Here is a 19,648-nt window from a genome sequence, read left to right as displayed (position 1 = left end):
ATCAAGGGAGATTTACAAGCGTTGCACCCCATAATCGAACACTTGTTTTCATTATGGGGAGGGGTGGGACATTTAAACTCGCACGCGCCTCACGCACGCATGCATACCTCGCGTTGCCAGAACACCACCGCACTTGCCGCAGCCACGTTAAGGGAGTCGACGCCCCCACTCATGGGGATAATCACGCTCTCGTCCACGGCACGAAGCGTGCTGGCGGTAAGGCCGTGCCCCTCGGTGCCGAGCACAAACGCGACTTTTCGCGAAGCCGAAAGATCGACGTCATGAAGCGAGCGGGAGTTTTCCGTAAGCGCGAGAGCAAGCGTGTCGAAGCCGTGTGCACGAAGGATCTCCACTCCCCCGTACGGCCACGATTCCAGGCGCGCCCACGGCACTTGGAACACGGTGCCCATCGACACGCGAATCGCGCGCCGGTAAAGGGGGTCTGCCGCCGAGGGCGTGACGAGAACCGCGTCCACCCCGAGTGCGGCCGCGCTGCGGAACATGGCTCCGACGTTTGTGTGGTCCACAATGTTCTCGAGAACGGCCACGGTGCGTGCCCCCTCGAGGACGGACTCAACGGAGCGTTCCACGGGACGCTGCATCGAGGCGAGAGCGCCACGGTGCACGTGAAAACCCGTCGATGCTTCGAGCTCACCCTCGGTGCCCACGAATACCGGCACATCCGGGAAGCGGGAAAAGAGAGGTGAGAACTTTTCGAGCCACTTCTCGCTCATCATGAACGAGCGCGGCTGTGCGCCTGCGTCGAGGGCGCGCTCGATCACGTTATAGCTCTCCGCCATGAAAAGGCCGCGTTCAACCTCGAGGCTCGAGCGGAGCTTCACGTCGGTCATCGACACGTAATCGGCGAGCAGCGGGTGATCCGCGTGCGTGCCCATCGGTACGAGAGTCATCGCGAAAGAGGAACCGCCGTTGCAAAGTACCGGCCGGCGCGCTCCTCAAGTGCGAGCGGAAGGCCAAATGTGCGCGTGAGATTCTGCGAAGTGAGGGTCTTCGCGATCGGTCCCGACGCCACGACGCGCCCCTCGCGCAGCAGAAGCGCGTGGGTGAATCCCGCGGGAATCTCCTCGAGGTGGTGGGTGACCATGACCGTCACGGGAGTGGCGGGGTCTTTCGCGAGGGTGCTGAGCGAGCGCACGAGCTCTTCGCGACCGCCCACATCGAGGCCGGAGGCGGGTTCATCAAGGAGGAGAAGCTCCGGATCGGTCATGAGCGCGCGGGCCGAGAGCACGCGTTTCTTCTCCCCCGTCGACAGCGAACCGAAAGGGCGCTCGGCAAGCGGGGCGACGCCAAACGCGCCAAGAAGCAGCCGGGCACGTTGGTCGTCCTCCTCGTCATAGCGCTCCCGCCAGCGCCCCACGACCGCGTAACCAGCGGTCATGACGACGTTGAGGCACGTCTCCTCGGAGGGGATGGTCTCGGCCAGCTCCTGGCTCGAAAGACCGATGAGGGGGCGCAGTTCGAATACGTCAACGCGCCCGAGCTTTTCCTCGAGGATCTGGACGTTCCCGCTCGTGGGGTGCAGGCGCGAGGAAAGGAGGCGGATGAGTGTGGACTTGCCCGCGCCATTCGGGCCAAGCACCACCCAACGTTCCCCCTCGCGCGCGCAAAAGTCGACATGATCAAGGAGAGTCTTCGCGCCTCGGCGCACCACAACATCGCTCAATGAGCACACAGCAACCATGTCTCCAGCCTACGGCAGGAGGCGCTCACTACACTAAAACGGACCGTTATCCCTAGGAGTGAGCTGTGCCCGTACAACGCCTCTCAATGCCCGGCGACCGCAAAAAAGCACCACTCGATACGCTCGCGGCAAGGATCGATGAGGCACTCGAGAAGTCCGATATCGACACCGACTACCCCGAGGCGGCCCTCGCAGAAGCCGAGCACGCGGCGCGTACGTGGCGCGAACACACGGCGGGGCACGCGGATCTCACCTCGATCGAGTTCGTCACCCTCGACCCGGAGAGTTCGACTGATCTCGACCAGGCGCTTCATATCGAACGCGAGGGCGAGGGCTATCGCGTGCGATACGCGATTGCTGATGTTCCCCTTTTCGTCGAGCCCGAAAGCGCGCTCGACGGCGAGACACGCAAACGGGGCCTCACGCTCTATCTCCCCGATCGACGGATTCCTCTTCACCCCGTAGTACTTTCCGAGGATGAAGCCTCGCTGCTTCCACACAAGGACACCCCCGCCTTCGTATGGGATTTCACTCTCGATGAACGCGCACGCGTCACGAACGTCAATCTCACGCGCGCGCTCGTGCGCAACCGCCAGAAGCTCGCCTACACCGAGGTGCAGCATGCACTCGAGAAAGGGGAGGCTGGAGAGGTCATGCAGCTCCTCGTTGAAGTGGGCGAAAAACGGGCCGCGCTCGAAATCGAACGCGGTGGTGCCTCGCTCAGTTCCCCCGAGCAAGAAGTCGTGACCGATGAGGATACGGTGCACCTTCAGTGGCGCCTTCCCGAACCCATCGAGGAACACAATGCGCAAATCTCCCTCATGACGGGCATGGCAGCGGCGAAGATCATGATCGAGGGCAAGCTTGGGATCTTGCGCACGATGCCGCCCGCGACTCCAGAGGCGATCGATCGCTTCCGCGCGCAAGCCGCGGCCCTCAAGGAGCCGTGGCCTCAGGATCAGCCCTATGGGGAGTTTCTGCGTACCCTCGATTGGCGCAAGGGCCGCCATCTCGCCCTTCTCGACCAGGCAACCTCACTTTTCCGTGGCGCGGGATACGAAGCCTTCGACGGCATCCTGCCCGAGGTTCTTGAACAATCGGCAATCGCGGCCCCGTACGCGCACACGACCGCGCCCCTACGCCGACTCGTCGATCGTTTCGTGCTTCACGTGTGTCACAGCCTCATCACCGGCGCTCCGCTTGATGAGCGTATCCGAGCGGCGCTGCCTGAACTCCCCTCTCTGATGCAGGGGGCTCAGCAACGCAATTCGATGCTGGAAAAGAAGGCGCGGGAGATCGCCGAGATCGGCGTGCTTTCCACCCTTGTGGGAACCGAATTTGAGGGCACGGTGCTCGACTTCCGCCCTGAAACCGATGGTGGCTCGAATCCCTCCAATGCTCGGCCCGACCGCATTGAGGTGCAGTTCAGTAACCCGCCGGTCGCACGATGGATTGACGGCGCCCGGTTGCCGATTGGCACCCGCGTCACGGCGCGGCTCGAAAGCGTCGATGAGGAAAAGAACTGGGCTGAATTCACGGTGGTCAGCTCGGGGCGCCCGGGCCACGCGAGTGAGGGGCAGGGTCCGACGTCTGCATGAGAATTATCGCTGCGACATCGCACGCGCCTTCCTCTCTGGGGAATCTCATTGCGGCCCCTTACCTCGGGGCACTCTCGCTTTTTGCGGGAGCTGCCTTGCGCCGAGACATTTCTCTTGAGGAGGCCGCCGATCTGCTTGATGCGGACGAAGGAACCTTTGGCGGCGCACACTTCGATACTCTCGCCTGGTTACTTGAAGTGCGCGCGTTCTCCTCTCCCGCGCTCACACTTGTCATGCCCGAGCCTGGGAGGATTGAGGGGCTCGTGGGCGGTCCCCAAGCCGTCATGGCTGCGCTCGCGGGTGGCCAAGCACTCACGGTGGGCGACGGTGTTCATGCCTCCCATCAACTCACCATTGCTTCGCCGCGCTACGAAGGTGCCACGACGCTCGATCTTGTGCGCACGAATGTGCCTGGCACTTCGACCCACGTAGCGGGCTCGGAAGCCGCGCATGCCCGAGAGCGGCTCTATCGCGCCCTGTCGGGAAGCCATGAAAGGCTTCGTGAATACGACATGATTCCTGAAGAACCCGTTCGTCCCGACGCTCTTCCGAAAGGATGGGTGCTCATCGAACCTCCGCGTGGAATGCCCGCGACTCACGCTCACGCGGCGAGGCTTGCGGGGCGGGTGGTGTCGCTTGCGGAAGCGGGGATCACGCAAGCGACGACCTCCGGTGAGCCGAGTGCACAGCGGGCCCTCGAGGAATTGCGGTTTCTTGCACGCGAGGGGCGTGCGGTGTTGGCGCAGACGCTCAGCTATGCGTCGCCGTGGAGCACGGCGTTGTAAACCTCGAGCGTGCGGTCAGCAATAGACTCCCATGAAAAGTGATCGCGGGCGCGCTGCTGCGCGGCCTTACCCCAGGCTCGAGCACGCTCGGGGTTGGCGATCGTGTCGTTGAGGGCATCGGAGAGGTCGCCCACGAACTTCTCGGGATTGACCGGGGCGCCGGTGCCGTCACTCACCTGTTCGATCGGCACGAGGATCCCGGTCTCACCGTCAACGATCACTTCGGGAATGCCCCCGGTCGCCGTCCCCACTACGGGGATGCCGCAGGCCATCGCCTCGAGGTTGACGATACCGAGGGGTTCGTAGACCGAGGGGCACACAAAGGTCGTGGCGTGCGAAAGTAGCTGGGTGAGTTCGTGGCGCGGGAGCATCTCGGAAATGAGGAACACTCCCTCGCGAGCGGTTTTGAGGTCTGTGACGAGGTTCTCCACCTCGGCAGCGATCTCAGGAGTGTCAGGAGCCCCAGCGCAAAGGATGACTTGAACTCCCTGTTCAAGCGTGCGCAAGGCACGCAGGAGGTACGGCAGGCCTTTTTGACGGGTGATGCGACCAACAAAGATGACGGTCGGTGCTGTGGGGTCGATCCCGTAGCGCTCATGCACATCGGTTGCCGGATTGGGCTTCCATTCGGTCACGTCGATCCCGTTGTGGACGACATGGACGCGTGAGGGGTCAACGTTGGGGTACGAGCGCAGAATATCCTCGCGCATGCCACCGGAGACGGCGATGATGCCATCGGCATTTTCGTAAGCGGTCTTCTCCGCGAAAGAGCTGAGCCTATAGCCGCCGCCGAGCTGTTCGGCCTTCCACGGGCGCAGCGGTTCGAGAGAGTGCGCCGAGAGCACGTGCGGAATTGAGTGCAACTGTTGGGCGGCAAACCCGGCAAAGTTCGCGTACCACGTGTGTGAGTGCACGAGGTCTGCGCCCGCGCAATCCTCCGCCATCGCAAGGTCAATGCCGAAGGTTTGCAGAGCGGAATTGGCGTTGGCGAGCGTAGCAGGCACGGAGTAGGCCTGAACACCGGGGGCCTCGCGTTTCTCCCCGAAGCACCGTACGCGTACGTCAACGCGATTGCGGAGCACTTTGCTGAGTTCATCGACGTGAACGCCGGCACCTCCGTAAATCGCTGGCGGGTACTCCTTCGTCAAGATATCAACGCGCATGCCGGTCTGCCTCACTGTGGGAAATCCTCTCGGGTGATAGGGACGCACTGATCGACTCGCTCGTTGAGCGCAGCCCCACTGTCATGATAGTCACACCCATCGCGCCGCGCGTGGTCCGGATCTTCCAGCGAAATAAAAGCTCAGCGGCCTCCAGGTGAGCACAGGGTGAACGATGACGTGATGCAGCTAACTGTGCATTAGGATGGAAGCATGGTCGCAACGAAGGTCCTCGCAATTGTTCTCGCCGGCGGTGAAGGCAAGCGCCTCATGCCGCTCACACTCGATCGCGCAAAGCCCGCCGTTCCGTTCGGCGGCTCCTACAGACTCATCGACTTCGCGCTTTCGAACATCGTGAACTCTGGGTATCTCCAGGTCGTGGTTCTCACGCAGTACAAGTCGCATTCACTGGATACGCACATTGCGAAGACGTGGCGCATGAGCTCGCTTCTCGGCAATTACGTTGCTCCCGTGCCGGCCCAGCAGCGCATGGGCAAGCACTGGTACCTCGGTAGTGCCGATGCGATCTACCAGAACCTCAATATCATTGGCGATTCAAAGCCCGACTACATCGTCGTGGTTGGCGCCGACCACGTGTACCGCATGGACTTCTCCCAAATGGTGGAGGCGCACATCGAGTCGGGACGTTCGTGCACGGTTGCCGCGATTCGCCAACCCATCGAACAATCGGATCAGTTCGGCGTGATCGAGGTAGATCCCGAGGATCCCACGCGCATTTCCCAGTTTGTGGAGAAACCGAAGGAGACTCAGGGGCTTCCGGACGACCCAGAGTCGGTGCTCGCCTCGATGGGCAACTACGTGTTTACGGCCGATGCTCTCGTTGAGGCCGTGACGAAAGACGCCGAAGATGCCGACTCCAAGCACGATATGGGCGGCGACATCGTCCCCCACTTCGTGAACCTCGATGACGCGGGCGTCTACGACTTCATTCGCAACGATGTGCCTGGCTCGACCGATCGCGACCGCGACTACTGGCGCGATGTCGGTACTCTCGATGCGTTCTACGAAGCGCACATGGATCTCATTTCGATCCACCCGATTTTCAACCTCTACAACACCGCGTGGCCGGTCTTCACCGAGTCGCGCTCGGCACTTGCTCCCGCGAAGTTCGTGCACGCCGGTCCCGGCCGCGTGGGCGCCGCGGTAGATTCGATCGTTTCGGCGGGCGTCGTCGTTTCGGGCGCGCAAATCTCGAACTCGGTCATCGGCCCCGGTGCGCAGTTGCACTCATGGTCCTCGATCTCCGATTCGGTCATTATGGATAACGTGACCGTGGGGCGCCACTCGCAAATTCATCGCGCGATCATCGATAAGGATATTGATATCCCGCCGCGTACGCAGATTGGCCTCAACCGCGAGGAAGATCTCGCTCGCGGCTGGACAGTGACTGATTCGGGCATCACCGTGATCGGCAAAGGCACCATCATCGAGCCACAGCACTAACACCTGAAAAAGAGGCGCCCTCGAAGGGGCGCCTCTTTTTCGTTGTCCTTTCGAGGCTAACCTCGCACGAGGGTGAGCAGGTCGAGTTCTTCCTCGGCGATGTCCTGCCAAGTCTCGGCGCTCGACGTGAGAACGCTCATCGAGCCGGTGGGCACACCGATACGCACCTGTGCAAGCGCCGCGGAATCAGAGCGGTCATCGTTGCCAAGATAGGCGGCCAATTGGCTCATGGTGGGTTCGTGCCCTACAACGAGCAGGACCTTCGAACTTTCGTCGACTCCACGGACAATCCGGAGGACGTCACGAACTCCTCCGTGGTAGAGATCATCGAGGACGCTCACTTCGCACTCGATGTCGCCGAGCGAATGATGAACGTCGCTCCACGTTTCTTGCGTGCGCGCCGCGGTCGATACGAGGACACGACTCGGCTTCACACCTTGAGCGCGGAGGTAATCACCGATGAGCCGGGCCTGGGAGTGCCCTTTGTCGGTAAGAGAGCGCTCCATATCGCTTGCGGCATCCGATTCTGCTTTTCCGTGCCGCATCAGGAGGAGGATGCGACTAGGAGGTTCATCACTCACGCAATTTCACCCATTCTGCGCCCCGAAGGCGCGTTCGACGTCAGTTTTGTACTCGTGGTGAGGTGGTTTCAGTGTCCCATGCCGAGGCCGCCATCAACAGGAATGACCGCACCCGAGATGTAGGACGCATCGTCGCTCGCGAGGAACGCCGCGACCTTGGCAACTTCGGCGGGTGCGGCGAAGCGCCCCGCGGGGATTTGCGAAAGATACTGCTTCTTACGTGCGTCGTCGAGCTGGCTCGTCATCTCCGTTTCGATGTAGCCGGGAGCGATCACGTTTGTCGTAATGCCACGGGAGCCGAGTTCGCGCGTGAGTGAACGGGCCATTCCGATGAGTCCGGCTTTGGAGGAGGCGTAGTTGACCTGCCCCGGGGAACCAAGGAGGCTCACGACAGAGGAGAGAAGAATGATGCGGCCCTGCTTTTTGCGCATCATGCCCTTAATCGCACGCTTCACCGTGCGGAACGTCCCGTTGAGATTGGTGTTGATAACGCTTTCGAAAGAATCATCGCTCATGCGGAGCATGAGCTGATCGTCGGTAATGCCCGCGTTGGCGATGAGAACCTCAACGCTCCCCTGTTCCTTTTCGACCTCGGCAAAGGCCTCGTCAAGCGAGGCCGGATCGGTGACATCTGCCTTGACGGTGAGGGCCCCCTCGGGGCCGCCCTCGCCCGACCTCGATGTCACGGCAACCTTGTCGCCGAGGGAAATAAAGTGTTCGGCGAGCGCGTAGCCAATGCCACGATTGCCGCCGGTAATCAACACGCTTCGTGAGGTCACGGTAGCCCTTTCACGCTGTGGAAGAATGAGTCTTGCGCCCACCCTATCGCTAAAGATCGTGCGGCCGCGCATAGCCTACGATGGAACGGCATGGCTATGGACCTGATTCGCGCTTGGGAGGAGAGCACCGATGGCTAAGCGCTTCAATCCGCCTCCGTCATGGCCTGAGCCCCCCGACGGAACGGGTGATCTCCCCGCGTCGTGGAGCCCCGATCCCCGATGGCCCGAAATACCCGCTGGCTGGCGCCTCGACTTTGACCAGGCAACCGTCGGACCTTCCCCCGCTGTTCCGGCTCCCGTCACTCGAAGTGAAACTCTCCGTGCGAGCGGTGTTGTTGCCGAGCGCGCAGGCCACTACCCAGCTCGAGTAGAGCTACCCGGGCACGTCGACATGCGCGACACCGGTACCGCACTCGTGAATGGCTTTCCTCCCGAGAAACCGCGTGCTTTCGGTCCGCACGATCCGCACGCTGGTAGGAGAAGGCTCATCGTGAATCTGTGCCTGTGCCTCGTGGGCCTTGTGCTTGCGGCCGCTAGCGTGTACGGGTTTGCGCAGCTCTACTCTTATGCGATGAATGAACTCCCCAAGGGGGAAAGCGCGGCGGCTTCACTCGTGCACCGTTTGCCAACGACGGGTTTTCATGCCCTCTGAGCGCCTCGAAAGCTCTTTTCCATCCGCGAGTGACCACACGTCGTTTTCGACCCCTCCCGCGGCCATTCCCGTTGCCCGATCGGTTGATGTTTCGCGCCGTTCGCGCACCTACATCGTGGCAATGGCGATCCGCATGGTGTGTCTCGTGCTCCTCATCGTTGTGCCTGGCGCGTGGAAGCTCGCCGCGCTCATCGGCGCGGTCATTCTCCCTCTTTTTGCCGTGCTCGTCGCCAACGATCAAGCAGTTCCTACGGGCGCTACGGGAGTTCAGAGTCACGACTCGCAGCCTGCGCCTTTCGTTCTCACCGCGGAGGCCTCACAGCCGTTTATCACGGTTGATGACGATGGCGCGGTGCGCGAGACCTGGGGCGGTGAGCACCTGTGAGGGGTGCGAATCTGCGCGTCGTCGCCACGTGGCGCTGGGCGCTCGCCCTTCTTTTTGTTCTCCTCGCTACTTTGACGTGCGTGCGCCTCGGGATCTGGCAGTGGCATCGGTTCGAGGAAAAGAACGCCCGTGCGGACGTGATCGAACAGCACTACGATGCCGAACCAATTCCCCTTGCCGACGCTCCAGCCTCGGCACGGACGAAGCTTGCCGCGAGCGACGATTACACGGTTGTGAAAGCTCGCGGTCACTATTGTGCGGAGCCTGAATGCGTGCTCTATGTTCGAAACCGCGTGCAAGGCTCAAGTGTGGGTTTTTGGCAGCTCGTGCCTTTTAAGGCGGTATCGGGGCAGACCCTCCTCGTGGTGCGAGGGTGGGTCGTCGCGGGGCAAACGGATTCGGTTCCCGCGACCCGCCCCGATGTTCCAAGTGGCGAGGTGGAGCTTGTCGCCCGGCTGAGGCCCACAGAGCCGCGCCTTACAGACAGGCCTCAGGTCGAAGGGCAGCTTCATTCCGTGAACGCCCCCGATGTCGTTTCACAAGCGCCCGGGCTCACCCAGGTGCTCGAAGGCACATACGGCGAGGCCGTGCGCGAAAACGGTACCGCGCCGGAAGGTCTTGCCGGCCTTAGCAAACCCGAGACGTCGATTGGACCCCACCTCTCGTACGCGTTCCAATGGTGGATCTTTTCGGTGTTCTTCCTCCTCGGCTTTGTGGTCGCGGTGCGTCGTACACTGCGCGATGAGGCCGAAGAAAGAGAAGCGGAGCCCGACGCTTCCTCAGCGCCCGGGGCACCCGGGGGTCAGGCATCGCCCTCCGCACACGGACGGTCTTATCGCTACGGTTCTACTCGCGGGGGCCACCACAGGTCTCGTGGGACCGACGAGGACGAGGAAGATTCGCTTCTCGAAGAAAGGCAAGAGTGATGAGTGAGATGGAGCGTCGATATTTTTCGGGCCCACTCCCCCGTGCCATTGCGCACCGCGGCTTTGCCCCTCACGGCGGGGAAAATACTCTCGAAGCATTTGAAGCGGCGCTCACGCAGGGAGCCGACGTACTCGAGACCGACGTACGCGCGAGTAGCGACGGCGTGGCGCTCACCATTCACGACGCGAGTCTTTCTCGTATCGCCCGGGGAGACCACCGAGCCGTAGCTGAAACGTCCTGGACAGAGCTTAGTTCCGTGCGCGTTCAAGGCGCGGGAACGGTGACTCGGCTTGAAGAAGCCCTGGACGCCTTTTCGGATGTGCCCTTCAACATCGATGTGAAAAGCGCTCGCGCAATTGCGCCAACGGTAGCGGCCATTGCGAGAACGGGAGCCGGGCGTCGCGTGTGCCTCACGAGCTTCAACCCTGCGGTCGCGCGTGAGGTTGTCGCACTGGCGCGCCGGGAGTGCGGGCGTCCAGTGATGGCGAGTGCGTCCCGCTCTACCGTGGCTGCCTTTCTCGCGTCGTCGAGCCTCGGTGTCGAGCGCCTGAACGCAAGAATGCTCGCGCCTTACGCAGCGCTCCAAGTCCCCATTCGTTTCAGGGGGATCAAGGTCATCACTCCACGTTTTGTTGCTGCCGCTCACCGCGCTGGATGCGAGGTGCACGCGTGGACGATCGATGAGGAACCGACCATGCACGCACTGCTGGACATGGGGGTGGATGGTATCGTAAGTAACCGTGTTGATCGGCTCGTGAAGGTTCGCGAGGCCCGTGCCGCACGCCGCACGGGACCTGGAGGGGAATATCGCCCCCGGCCGAAGCGTTGAAAGCTTGTGAATGCCCGGCGCAGAGCCGGCGGAGGCGTCCATATTGGACTACGTAGGGAAGAAGGTCGCTTGATGAACTCTCGCTCACTGCGAGGCACCCGACTCGGTTCGCTCTCGATGGAAACGGATGACGGCGTACTCGCCGCGCCGCGCCAAGAAGCGAAGTACGACTGCCCCAATAAGCACATCATCATTCTCCCCTTCTCGGTTGAGGCTGATGTGCCCCTCGTGTGGGAGTGCCGCTGCGGCGAGACCGCTGTCCTTCGCGACCACGAAAAGCCCGAGGGGAAGCCCGGCAAACCTCAGCGCACGCACTGGGACATGCTTCTCGAACGTCGCTCGGAGGAAGAACTCCAGGAGCTTCTCGATAAGCGCCTCGAGTTGCTACGAGCCGGCAAGCTCCACTCGAACCGCCACTTCCTGTAGCAGCCAAGCCCGGCCATCCAGGCCGGGATCAAAGCCTTTTAGAGAACGTCGCCCTCGTAAGGGGGCGGCGTTTTTCCGTCTCGGTGATCGTGGCCGTCGCGTCGCGTGCGATCGCTCGCGTCGATCTGGGGGGAATCTCCGCTCACGTGGGAGGAGCCGCCCTGGTATGCACTCCTTGGCGGCTCCGACGCCTGCGAGGTTGTATCGATCACGATTTCACTCTCGATAGCCGCCCCACGATGAGAGGTGAAGAGGAATCGTCGTGGAGAGGAACCAGCACCGAGCCCCATCGAGGTGAGGGTCTTTTCCTGCACGGGGGTGAGGAGAAGTACGAGGCCCGCGATGTCAGTGAGGACGCCGGGAAAGAAGAAAAGCACGGCGGAAATGAGGGTAAAAGCGGGGCGCGAAAGATGCTTCTTGCGCTCCCCTCGCCCCGTTGCGGCACGCCATAGCGAGATGATGCGCGTGAGTGATTGCTGACCCGCGGAAAGCACGAGTGCGAACCCCACGACCCAGCCGAGCGCGATAAGAAGCAGTGGAATCCACCAGCGCGTGGCTGAACCGATCCAGATGAGGAGCGCAATTTCGAGGATCCCAAGGAGGATGGCACCGACCGGCAGCGCCCAAGCGGGAACCGAGCGGGTTTTCTGAGAAGTGTTCATCGGGCACCTGCTTTCACGAACCTACGAGCCTGCGAGAGACGGTGCTCAAGGCCCCACTGCGTCACGCGGAGCATAGCTTCGCGAATGATCGCGGAACTCATCTTTGATTCTCCGTATTCTCGCTCGTCAAAGTCGATGGGAATTTCGCGGATGACAAAACCCTCAGCGCGAACCCTGCGAGTCATATCGACCTGGAAGCAATAGCCTTGGCTTGCAATAGATTCACCCGCAAGGACGGTCTCGAGAACGTCAGCACGAAACGCGCGGAAGCCTGCCGTTGCGTCATTCACCCCGAGACCGAGGGCAAGATTCACGTAGGTATTGGCGCCCCGTGACAGCAACTCGCGGTTCAGGGGCCAATTGTGCACGGCCCCGCCGGTGACCCAGCGCGATCCGATCGCGAGATCGGCACCGCGTTCGAGCGCGGTGAGGAGGGTGCCGAGCTGCTCGGGCCGATGGGAAGAATCGGCGTCCATCTCGCACAAGACGTCGTAGCCGTTCTCGAGTCCCCACGCGAAACCAGCGAGATACGCCGGGCCGAGTCCACCTTTGTCGGTGCGATGGAGAACATGCACGTGGTCATCGTTGGTCGACATCTGCTCGGCCCACTCTCCCGTGCCGTCGGGTGAGGCATCGTCGACAACGAGGACGTGAGCCTGTGGTTCGGCCTCCCGCAGCCGTGTCAGAGTCGGCGGGAGCGCGTCGATTTCGTTATAGGTAGGAATGATCACGAGCGTGGTCACGGGCGTGAGCGCCTTTCTTTGATCGTGCGCGGCGGAGCGAGGAGACTTGCAAGAAGAACAACGCCGGCAAGGGCCGCGATGATTCCTCTGATCACGACTCCGTGCTCCATCGCGGGAGTGAGACCCGTACGCACGGGGACGTCGGCAACCATCGTCCCCTCGGTCCAGTGGTCGAGGCTTGCGAGTTTCCGCCCTTCAGGGGTGTAGATAGCGGAATCTCCGACGGTAGAAATATGAACGACGCTCCGGCCAGAAATAACGGCGAATACCTTGGCCTGTGCGAGTTGCTGGACGGACTCGTGTGAGTCGAGGAAGAGGGCGTTGTTGGACTGTACGACGAGCAGCTCAGCGCCCGCGTTGACGGTATCGGCGACGCTCTGCTCATAGGCGATTTCAAAGCAAATGAGTACGCCTACTTCGGTGCCTGAAAGGTCGAGCACTCCGACCCGGGTGCCCGGGGTCATATCCCGCTCCACCAGCGAAACTTTGTCGGTAATCTTCGAGAAAAAATCACGCTGCGGAATGTATTCCCCGAAGGGAACCGGGTGTCGTTTCGTGTATTCCTGGCCAGTGGGTCCCTCGGCGTCAAGAAGAATCGAGGTGTTCATGCGGGCCTTTTCCCCATCAGGGCTCTGTGTGCCGACGAGAAGGGGAGCACCAGCGTCACGTGCGAGCTGTTGAAGAGTGGCCATGCGCTCATGGTTGTTTTGCACATCCCAGCCGGTTGAATCCTCTGGCCACACGATAAGCCGTGCATGACCTCCGCCCGCAAGAAAGTCGCGCGTTTGCTCGACGTGGTTGTCGAACATCGTGTCGGGAATGTAGTAAGAACCGGCTTCGGGACGTTCGATGTTTCCTTGAATCCCGGCGACCCGAAGCGAATGATGGCCTGCATCCACAGAGTTGGCCGGCCTGGGCGTCACGAGCGCGCACAGCACGATGATGATGGCCACGGAGGCTGGCCACACGGCGTGCACCCCGTTGCGGCCGCGTGCGCGGCGGAACGTCAGTGCGCCCACGGTGCTGAGAGCATAGGCGCCAAGCACACCTGAGATGGCCCCGAGCCCCGTCACCCCGAGCCACGGTCCGAAATTCAAGAGCGGGGAATCGGCGTAGGCAAAGGCACTCATTGCCCAGGAGAGCCCGCCCCACGGCACGCTTGCGCGGGCGAACTCCGTGATCGCCCACAGGCAGGCAATACCCACACTGCTTGAGAAACGGATACCCCGGCGCACGAGAATAAACCGTGCGAGCACGCTGAACACTGCGATATACAAGGCCTCGAAGATGGCGAGCGCGAGATGCGGACCAAGCCCAGCGTAGATACTCGCCCATGAGAAAAGAGGGATGAAAGCGCTGATTCCGAAGGCAAGACCACTCAAGAACGCCACGCTCGCGCGTCGCGTAAACGACGCAAAAAAGAGAGCGCCGAGAGCAAGCGGCAAAAGGCCCCACAGGCCATAGGGATCAAACGCGAAGTGGAACAGGAAACCACCGATCACCGCGCTCAGAAGGGCAAAAACTGGGGGCGTAAACTTTTCGCCCTCGAAATGGGGTACGAGGATTTCGCGGGTCTCAGTTTCGGTTGTGCTGTTCTTAGCCTTCACGCGCGGCTCCTCGCACGACGTAGCAGACGAACAACGGCGCCAAGGAGCGAGCGAAGATGAACGCCGCACGCCTCTTCTTAACCGTCATTCCTCGCCTTCACCGGTAGACCGACACAGACTGTTTCTCAAAACAGCGCTTTTACATATCTTGAGCCACGATCCCGCGCAAAAGCTGAAGGCGTGCCTTACGTGCGGTTGCTGCAACCCCCGTGTGTGCCGCCCCCGGGACGTGAGCGAGATGGTCAAGAAGGTCGATGACCTGCCGAACGTGGCGAACAAAGTCTCCGGGCGCCACGGGAATATTGCCAACCGACTGTGCGAATCCTTCCCCGTGCGCCCAGCGGTACACGGCCGAGCAAAGACCAGGGTGCGGAGCGGGAGTCTGCTCGAGCCCGGCCCGCCTTTCCTGAACGTTGATGTCATCGACGAGGAAGGAGAGGGCATAGAGGGCGCGAGTGACGGCGCGATCATCGTGGTCCTCGCTCCCGCCATCATCGCGTCGAGGCTCGTAGCTGAGGGCGCTCGCAACCGCTGCGAGCGCGTCCGGCGAGAGGCCCTCGAGGACTCCTTGGTCAAGAGCCTCGCACACGATGAGGTCGCGCTCCGAATAGACGCGTTTCAGTAGCTCGCCCTTCGAAGTCACGCTGACGTGCCCTGTGGCGTCGGCCTCTCCCACATACCCGAGCGCTTCAAGAACTGCCCTCACGCGGTCGAATTGCCGCACGAGATGAGAAGTGCGCTGGGTGACTGTTCGCTCGGCACGGGCCGCCTCGCGTGCCGCCTTCCGATAGCGGGATATCCATCGCATGTGCTGCTCGCGCTCCTCGCAGTGATGGCACGGATGTGCGCGCAGTGCTTCGCGAAGTTCTACCAGAAGAGGATCGTGGTTGAGGTTAGCCGTTTTCCCCGTTGAACGGGCCCTCACAGCCTTTCGGGGCGACTCTTCACCGCGAAGCTTTTCGCGCAGTGCCGAGGCTGTGTCCTTACGTACGCGAGCGCTTCGTATGCGGTCAAGGGAGGGGACCCTCATTGTTTCGAGAACCATGGGACTCGCGGAAAAATCCTCGGTGTAGAGATCCCTGAGCTGCCCCTCGCGGGTCACGACCCATACTCGTGGCCCCTTCACGGTTTTCTCGTGGTCGATCACCACGGCAAATCCCGAGCGGCGCCCGCCGGGGATCGCAATAATCTCGCCGCGTCGAAGCTTGCCAACGATCGAGCGGGTGCGCTCGCGCTGTTTGTCGGCACGGTTGCGGCTCAATTCCTTTTCCCTCGCGGAGATTTTTTCGAGGATGTCCGCGTATTCGGCGATATCGCCCTTCGAACAATGCATCGCCTCGCGATACTGCTCGGCCACGTCGTGCTTTTCGCGCGCCTTGCGGGCTTGCGCGACAACGCTTCGGTCTGTGTGAAACTGCGCGAAACTGCTTTCAAGCGTTTCGTAGGCCTCTTCGAGGCTGTAGCGGCCAAGCAGGTTGACGGCCATGTTGTAGGTGGGCCTGAATGCCGAGCGGAGTTTGTACGTGCGCGTTGAGGCAAGCCCGGCGACGTCCTGGGCCGCTATCGAGGATCCGACCACGACCACCGCATGCCCCTCGACGTCAATACCTCGGCGCCCTGCGCGCCCCGTGAGCTGCGTGTACTCGCCCGGGGTGATCTGCGCATGTTCTGTGCCGTTGAATTTTGTGAGCTTATCGAGCACGACCGTGCGTGCGGGCATATTGATCCCGAGCGCGAGCGTTTCCGTTGCGAATACGACCTTGACGAGGCCCCGCGCGAAGAGATCCTCAATCACGGCTTTGACCGCGGGAAGCTGCCCGGCGTGGTGGGCGGCGAGTCCGTTCATGGCGGCGCGTTCGATTCTGCCGATCCCTAGTGCGTCGTAGTCATCCGCGCGCACATCGCCGAGCGCAGCCCGAAAGGCTTCCTTAATCTGAGAGCGCTCCGCGTCGTCGGTCAGACGCACGTTCGCGCGCATGAGTTGCGATACGGCTTGATCGCAGCCGCTTCTGGAGAAAATGAAGAAGATGGCGGGAAGCATGCCCTTCTTCTCGAGGAGGAAAACGACATCCGCGCGGCTCATGGCGCGAGGACGCATCTGCTGGTCATGTCGACTTGAACGTCGGTGCCCGCGCTGGTCCTGGCGCCGATCACGATACCCCCGCCGGCCCGACCTTCCGTGCTTGCGGCTCCGCCCGCGGCGGTTGGATCCGTGGCGGCGGTCGGTGGGGACCTTCTCCCACGAGTCCTTGCCGATCTCGGCAAGCAGGGGATTGACCTCGCGGTAGCGTCTATGCGTAAAGGGACCGTGCGAAGGCGTCGCCTGGCCATCTTCGTCGAGAAACACGTCGATGAGTTCGTGATCGCTGAGAACGTGCTGCCACAGCGGAATTGGCCGGCGCTCCGAGACGATCACCTCCGTGCTTCCGCGAACTTCCTCGAGCCACGCGCCAAATTCTTCGACATTGGACACTGTCGCGCTAAGCGCCACGAGCTGCACGCTGCGGGGCAGGTGGATGATGATCTCTTCCCACACGGGTCCGCGCATGCGGTCGGCGAGGTAGTGGACCTCGTCCATGACGACGTAGCCGAGCGAGTGAAGCGTGGGGGAATCGGCATACATCATGTTGCGGAGGATCTCGGTCGTCATCACCACAACCTGTGCCTCGGAGTTGATGTTGACGTCACCCGTCACGAGCCCCACGGCTTCGTGCCCAAGCCACTCGACGAGTTCCTGATATTTCTGGTTGCTGAGCGCTTTGATGGGGGTTGTGTAAAACACCTTGACCCCGTGGGCAATCGCGCGGTGCACCGCGTACTCCCCCGCGATGGTCTTCCCAGCCCCGGTAGGTGCGGCGACGAGTACAGAGCTTCCGCGATCGAGCGCGTCCATGGCGCTCAGCTGGAAGGGATCGAGGTCAAACGAGAAACGCCCGGTGAAGCCTTCGCGGATGTTGGCGATCGTGTGCTCACTCATACTGTTCCTTCCTCTGTCTCGTCGTCGTGAAGGGGTGGGGACAGGATGCTCACCGCCCCGGGCAAGACCCGTGCGTGAAGCGGGAGGAACGAACGCGACTCCCCATCGCTACATACCTCCAGCGGCTCGCGCGAGCCGATCCTCAGGCTCGTGCACCGCGTGAGCGTATATTGCTCGAGACTCGCATGAGTACCGGAGAAAACGCGAGGGAAAAACCGCACAAGTCCAGCGCGCGGGATACCCGCGACGCTCACCAGTTCGAGTATGCCGTCATCAAGGCGCGAGGATGGGCAATACTTCATTCCCCCGCCGAAGTAGCCCGAGTTGCAGAGCGTCAGAAGTGAGGCTTCGAACTCGGTGCGGGCACCACAGTCGATTTCAACCCAGTACTCGCGTGGCCTGTACGCGAGAAGTTCGCGCGCAACCGCTGCCGTATACCCGTAGCGGGAGCGGTTCGCGCGTGCGTTCACAATGGCATCGAAACCCATGTTCAGGTTGCCGAGGGCGATCACGCTCTCGGTTTCCCCCTCGCCTTCAAAGTGGGTCTCAATCGCGTCGATGCGTTGCTCAGGGCGTGCAAGCGCGGACACGATGGTGCGCACGGCGGCGTCGGGATCACCAAGAGGAAGCCCGAGGGCACGGGCCAGGTCGTTTCCCGAGCCGGCCGGGACGATGCCGAGTCGTGTGCGAGTCCCGCACACGAGGGAGGCGCCGAGTGCGACCGTGCCGTCTCCTCCCACGACTACGAGCGCATCGAGCGTGTCGAGAACCGCACGTGCACGGCGCTGGGCTGTGCGCGCATCGGGGGCGGAGAGATCGACCACCGACAATCCAGCCACGCTGAGAAGCGCGCAAACATCATGACCGATGGTGCCGGCTCGACGCTTTGCCGCATACGGGTTCGCGATCACGCCAACTCGCAGGCGGTTCATGAGTCGTTCGAGCCGCCCGAATCCTTGTGGGAGTCGGCGTACGCGTCGTCGAGAGACTTCGGAAGCGCGATCTCCGACGGAATGTACTCGCCGGATTCCGTGAAGGCCGTTTGCTTCTTGAGCCGCTTTTCGCGCCGAGTCTCAAGGATGTAGGCCACGAGGACGGCACCGAAGAACAGGACAAGGAAGGGCGAGGTCACGAGCAAAAGCGTGATCGGCTCCGGGGTAGGCACCATAGCCGCGGTGAAAATGAAGCTCAGGAGGATCGCCCAGCGCCATCCCTTGAGGATTGTGCGCCACGGGAGAATTCCCACGATGTTCAGCGCAACGAGGAACACCGGGTAGATGAAGGCAATCCCAAACACCATGCAGGTTTTGACGACGAGCTCGATGTAGTCGCGGAACTCCACGAGCTGAAGAACTTCCTTGTTCGGCCCGAAGGTCATGAGGATCGGTATCGCGCGCGTGATCGCGAAGTATCCGAAGATCGCGCCGGCGAGAAAAAGCGGCCCCGAGGAGAACAGGAAAGACAGTGCCCAGCGCTTCTCATTCTTTTTGAGACCGAGTGAAATGAACGCCCACGCTTGGTAGACGATCACGGGGATGCTCAGTGCGACACCGATGTAGGCGGCGAGCCTCAAGTGAGTTTCGAACGTACCGGCAACACCGCCGATGTTGATCGCAACGTTATACCCGAGGCCTTTGAGTTCGCGGAACGGTACGGCGAGTGCCTCATAGAGCGGGTAGTAAAGGAACCAACCGGCAATCGAGAAGAGGACCACGAATACCGCGACGATGAAGATGCGGTCACGAAGTTCGGCGAGGTGTTCGCCAAGACTCATGCGCCCTTCCGGATCGCGGGGGCGTTTCTTCTTTTTTGCCACGTGTGTCGCCTACCCTCAGTTTCTGCCCGGTCCTCGCCAGTGGAGGGCCGGGCACGCTAGATGCGTTTCGTCTCAGTCGCGGCGGTAGAGGTCGTCAGAGCGGCCGTCGCCGAGGAAGTCCTCGCGATCGCGAGCCTCGCGCACCGGTTCTTCACGGCGGAAGTCGTCGCGATCATCGCGGCGGTAGTCACGGTCGCGATCGTCACGACGGTAGTCACGATCACGGTCGTCGCGGCGGTAGTCACGATCACGATCCTCACGGCGGTAGTCACGATCACGGTCGTCGCGCGCGTCGTACGAACGCTCGCCGCGCTCACGCTTGACGTCGATCGAGGCCTCGGTGTGGTCGCTATTTTCATCGTCTTTGCGCATTTCGGAAACCTCGCTCTTAAAAATGCGCATGGACTCGCCAAGATTGCGTGCGAGGCCCGGAAGCTTGTTTGCGCCAAAAAGGAGCACGACAAGAACAAGGAGTATCAGGACCGTCCAAGGGCTCCGAAAGAAATTCATGTGTAATCACCATCCAAAGCGTGTGATGTATGTGCCGAGAAGATC

General features: G+C 61.7%; 20 protein-coding genes. 8 read left to right on the top strand and 12 right to left on the bottom strand.

All coding sequences use genetic code 11. From position 1 onward, the window contains the following. Positions 1 to 89 precede the first annotated feature (89 nt). Together D8M36_RS01005 and D8M36_RS01000 are read right to left on the bottom strand one after the other, a co-directional pair. On the bottom strand, positions 90 to 911 hold the full coding sequence (locus D8M36_RS01005; RefSeq protein WP_238638331.1) for a TrmH family RNA methyltransferase: 822 nt from the start codon (positions 909 to 911) through the stop codon (positions 90 to 92). Next, positions 908 to 1,702, bottom strand: a complete 795-nt coding sequence (locus D8M36_RS01000; RefSeq protein ID WP_126846016.1) for an ABC transporter ATP-binding protein — start codon at positions 1,700 to 1,702, stop codon at positions 908 to 910. Before D8M36_RS01000 ends, D8M36_RS01005 begins: the two co-directional genes overlap by 4 nt. A gap of 65 nt (positions 1,703 to 1,767) precedes the next feature. On the opposite strand from D8M36_RS01000, the gene D8M36_RS00995 reads away from it, so the two are divergent. After that, positions 1,768 to 3,300, top strand: coding sequence for an RNB domain-containing ribonuclease (locus D8M36_RS00995; RefSeq protein WP_238638330.1), 1,533 nt, complete (start codon positions 1,768 to 1,770; stop codon positions 3,298 to 3,300). Next, positions 3,297 to 4,085, top strand: coding sequence for a hypothetical protein (locus D8M36_RS00990; RefSeq protein WP_126846014.1), 789 nt, complete (start codon positions 3,297 to 3,299; stop codon positions 4,083 to 4,085). Before D8M36_RS00995 ends, D8M36_RS00990 begins: the two co-directional genes overlap by 4 nt. Here D8M36_RS00990 and glgA read toward each other — a convergent pair. Continuing rightward, complete coding sequence (gene glgA, locus D8M36_RS00985) at positions 4,055 to 5,248, bottom strand: glycogen synthase (protein WP_126846617.1); 1,194 nt, start codon at positions 5,246 to 5,248, stop codon at positions 4,055 to 4,057. The genes D8M36_RS00990 and glgA overlap by 31 nt on opposite strands. Before the next feature lie 210 nt (positions 5,249 to 5,458). Between glgA and glgC the strand changes: the two genes are divergently transcribed. Beyond that, positions 5,459 to 6,709, top strand: coding sequence for a glucose-1-phosphate adenylyltransferase (gene glgC / locus D8M36_RS00980; RefSeq protein ID WP_126846012.1), 1,251 nt, complete (start codon positions 5,459 to 5,461; stop codon positions 6,707 to 6,709). A gap of 56 nt (positions 6,710 to 6,765) precedes the next feature. Here glgC and sixA read toward each other — a convergent pair whose 3' ends face one another. Both sixA and fabG read right to left on the bottom strand, forming a co-directional pair. Then, positions 6,766 to 7,254, bottom strand: coding sequence for a phosphohistidine phosphatase SixA (gene sixA / locus D8M36_RS00975; protein ID WP_126846010.1), 489 nt, complete (start codon positions 7,252 to 7,254; stop codon positions 6,766 to 6,768). A gap of 104 nt (positions 7,255 to 7,358) precedes the next feature. After that, positions 7,359 to 8,141, bottom strand: a complete 783-nt coding sequence (fabG, locus tag D8M36_RS00970) for a 3-oxoacyl-ACP reductase FabG (protein ID WP_238638328.1) — start codon at positions 8,139 to 8,141, stop codon at positions 7,359 to 7,361. Positions 8,142 to 8,199: 58 nt separating this feature from the next. On the opposite strand from fabG, the gene D8M36_RS00965 reads away from it, so the two are divergent. From D8M36_RS00965 to D8M36_RS00945, 5 genes are all read left to right on the top strand, one after another. After that, complete coding sequence (locus D8M36_RS00965; protein WP_126846006.1) at positions 8,200 to 8,721, top strand: hypothetical protein; 522 nt, start codon at positions 8,200 to 8,202, stop codon at positions 8,719 to 8,721. Next, positions 8,711 to 9,106, top strand: coding sequence for a DUF3099 domain-containing protein (locus tag D8M36_RS10260; protein WP_238638327.1), 396 nt, complete (start codon positions 8,711 to 8,713; stop codon positions 9,104 to 9,106). Before D8M36_RS00965 ends, D8M36_RS10260 begins: the two co-directional genes overlap by 11 nt. Continuing rightward, the gene (locus tag D8M36_RS00955; protein WP_126846002.1) at positions 9,103 to 10,032 is read left to right on the top strand and encodes an SURF1 family cytochrome oxidase biogenesis protein; all 930 of its coding nucleotides are present in this window, start codon (positions 9,103 to 9,105) and stop codon (positions 10,030 to 10,032) included. Before D8M36_RS10260 ends, D8M36_RS00955 begins: the two co-directional genes overlap by 4 nt. Continuing rightward, the gene (locus tag D8M36_RS00950) at positions 10,032 to 10,862 is read left to right on the top strand and encodes a glycerophosphodiester phosphodiesterase family protein (RefSeq protein ID WP_126846000.1); all 831 of its coding nucleotides are present in this window, start codon (positions 10,032 to 10,034) and stop codon (positions 10,860 to 10,862) included. The genes D8M36_RS00955 and D8M36_RS00950 overlap by 1 nt, the downstream gene beginning before the upstream one ends. A gap of 72 nt (positions 10,863 to 10,934) precedes the next feature. After that, positions 10,935 to 11,288 (top strand): RNA polymerase-binding protein RbpA, encoded by a 354-nt coding sequence (locus D8M36_RS00945; RefSeq protein ID WP_016664563.1) that lies wholly within the window; start codon positions 10,935 to 10,937, stop codon positions 11,286 to 11,288. A gap of 38 nt (positions 11,289 to 11,326) precedes the next feature. On the opposite strand, the gene D8M36_RS00940 is transcribed toward D8M36_RS00945, so the two are convergent. The 7 genes from D8M36_RS00940 to tatA form a co-directional block, all read right to left on the bottom strand. After that, positions 11,327 to 11,950, bottom strand: coding sequence for an FxsA family protein (locus D8M36_RS00940; protein WP_126845998.1), 624 nt, complete (start codon positions 11,948 to 11,950; stop codon positions 11,327 to 11,329). Continuing rightward, on the bottom strand, positions 11,947 to 12,693 hold the full coding sequence (locus D8M36_RS00935; RefSeq protein ID WP_126845996.1) for a polyprenol monophosphomannose synthase: 747 nt from the start codon (positions 12,691 to 12,693) through the stop codon (positions 11,947 to 11,949). Before D8M36_RS00935 ends, D8M36_RS00940 begins: the two co-directional genes overlap by 4 nt. Next, positions 12,690 to 14,300 carry an apolipoprotein N-acyltransferase gene (lnt, locus tag D8M36_RS00930; RefSeq protein ID WP_238638326.1) on the bottom strand — a complete coding sequence of 537 codons (1,611 nt, stop codon included), beginning with the start codon at positions 14,298 to 14,300 and terminating at the stop codon, positions 12,690 to 12,692. The genes D8M36_RS00935 and lnt overlap by 4 nt, the downstream gene beginning before the upstream one ends. Positions 14,301 to 14,439: 139 nt before the next feature. Next, the gene (locus D8M36_RS00925) at positions 14,440 to 17,277 is read right to left on the bottom strand and encodes a DEAD/DEAH box helicase (protein WP_126845994.1); all 2,838 of its coding nucleotides are present in this window, start codon (positions 17,275 to 17,277) and stop codon (positions 14,440 to 14,442) included. Then, positions 17,274 to 18,209 carry a diacylglycerol/lipid kinase family protein gene (locus tag D8M36_RS00920; RefSeq protein ID WP_126845992.1) on the bottom strand — a complete coding sequence of 312 codons (936 nt, stop codon included), beginning with the start codon at positions 18,207 to 18,209 and terminating at the stop codon, positions 17,274 to 17,276. Before D8M36_RS00920 ends, D8M36_RS00925 begins: the two co-directional genes overlap by 4 nt. After that, a complete protein-coding gene (gene tatC / locus D8M36_RS00915) occupies positions 18,206 to 19,093 on the bottom strand; it encodes a twin-arginine translocase subunit TatC (RefSeq protein WP_065247811.1) in 888 nt (295 codons plus the stop codon). Before tatC ends, D8M36_RS00920 begins: the two co-directional genes overlap by 4 nt. A 72-nt stretch (positions 19,094 to 19,165) precedes the next feature. Further along, positions 19,166 to 19,603 carry a Sec-independent protein translocase subunit TatA gene (gene tatA / locus D8M36_RS00910; protein WP_126845990.1) on the bottom strand — a complete coding sequence of 146 codons (438 nt, stop codon included), beginning with the start codon at positions 19,601 to 19,603 and terminating at the stop codon, positions 19,166 to 19,168. Positions 19,604 to 19,648: the final 45 nt, after the last annotated feature.

The sequence above is a fragment of the Dermabacter sp. HSID17554 genome (genome assembly GCF_003989295.1).
In the GTDB taxonomy this organism is placed as follows: domain Bacteria; phylum Actinomycetota; class Actinomycetes; order Actinomycetales; family Dermabacteraceae; genus Dermabacter; species Dermabacter vaginalis.
The sequence above is the reverse complement of the archived record's forward strand: the minus strand, read 5'-3'. Positions and strand labels throughout refer to the sequence as shown.

Bases quoted from the DNA above. Each gene is read 5' to 3' on its own strand.
- D8M36_RS01005 (WP_238638331.1), bottom strand. From the start codon at position 911: ATGACTCTCGTACCGATGGGCACGCACGCGGATCACCCGCTGCTCGCC.
- D8M36_RS01000 (WP_126846016.1), bottom strand. From the start codon at position 1,702: ATGGTTGCTGTGTGCTCATTGAGCGATGTTGTGGTGCGCCGAGGCGCG.
- D8M36_RS00990 (WP_126846014.1), top strand. From the start codon at position 3,297: ATGAGAATTATCGCTGCGACATCGCACGCGCCTTCCTCTCTGGGGAAT.
- glgA (WP_126846617.1), bottom strand. From the start codon at position 5,248: ATGCGCGTTGATATCTTGACGAAGGAGTACCCGCCAGCGATTTACGGA.
- glgC (WP_126846012.1), top strand. From the start codon at position 5,459: ATGGTCGCAACGAAGGTCCTCGCAATTGTTCTCGCCGGCGGTGAAGGC.
- sixA (WP_126846010.1), bottom strand. From the start codon at position 7,254: ATGCGGCACGGAAAAGCAGAATCGGATGCCGCAAGCGATATGGAGCGC.
- fabG (WP_238638328.1), bottom strand. From the start codon at position 8,141: ATGCGCGGCCGCACGATCTTTAGCGATAGGGTGGGCGCAAGACTCATT.
- D8M36_RS00965 (WP_126846006.1), top strand. From the start codon at position 8,200: ATGGCTAAGCGCTTCAATCCGCCTCCGTCATGGCCTGAGCCCCCCGAC.
- D8M36_RS10260 (WP_238638327.1), top strand. From the start codon at position 8,711: ATGCCCTCTGAGCGCCTCGAAAGCTCTTTTCCATCCGCGAGTGACCAC.
- D8M36_RS00950 (WP_126846000.1), top strand. From the start codon at position 10,032: ATGAGTGAGATGGAGCGTCGATATTTTTCGGGCCCACTCCCCCGTGCC.
- D8M36_RS00945 (WP_016664563.1), top strand. From the start codon at position 10,935: ATGAACTCTCGCTCACTGCGAGGCACCCGACTCGGTTCGCTCTCGATG.
- D8M36_RS00940 (WP_126845998.1), bottom strand. From the start codon at position 11,950: ATGAACACTTCTCAGAAAACCCGCTCGGTTCCCGCTTGGGCGCTGCCG.
- D8M36_RS00925 (WP_126845994.1), bottom strand. From the start codon at position 17,277: ATGAGTGAGCACACGATCGCCAACATCCGCGAAGGCTTCACCGGGCGT.
- D8M36_RS00920 (WP_126845992.1), bottom strand. From the start codon at position 18,209: ATGAACCGCCTGCGAGTTGGCGTGATCGCGAACCCGTATGCGGCAAAG.
- tatA (WP_126845990.1), bottom strand. From the start codon at position 19,603: ATGAATTTCTTTCGGAGCCCTTGGACGGTCCTGATACTCCTTGTTCTT.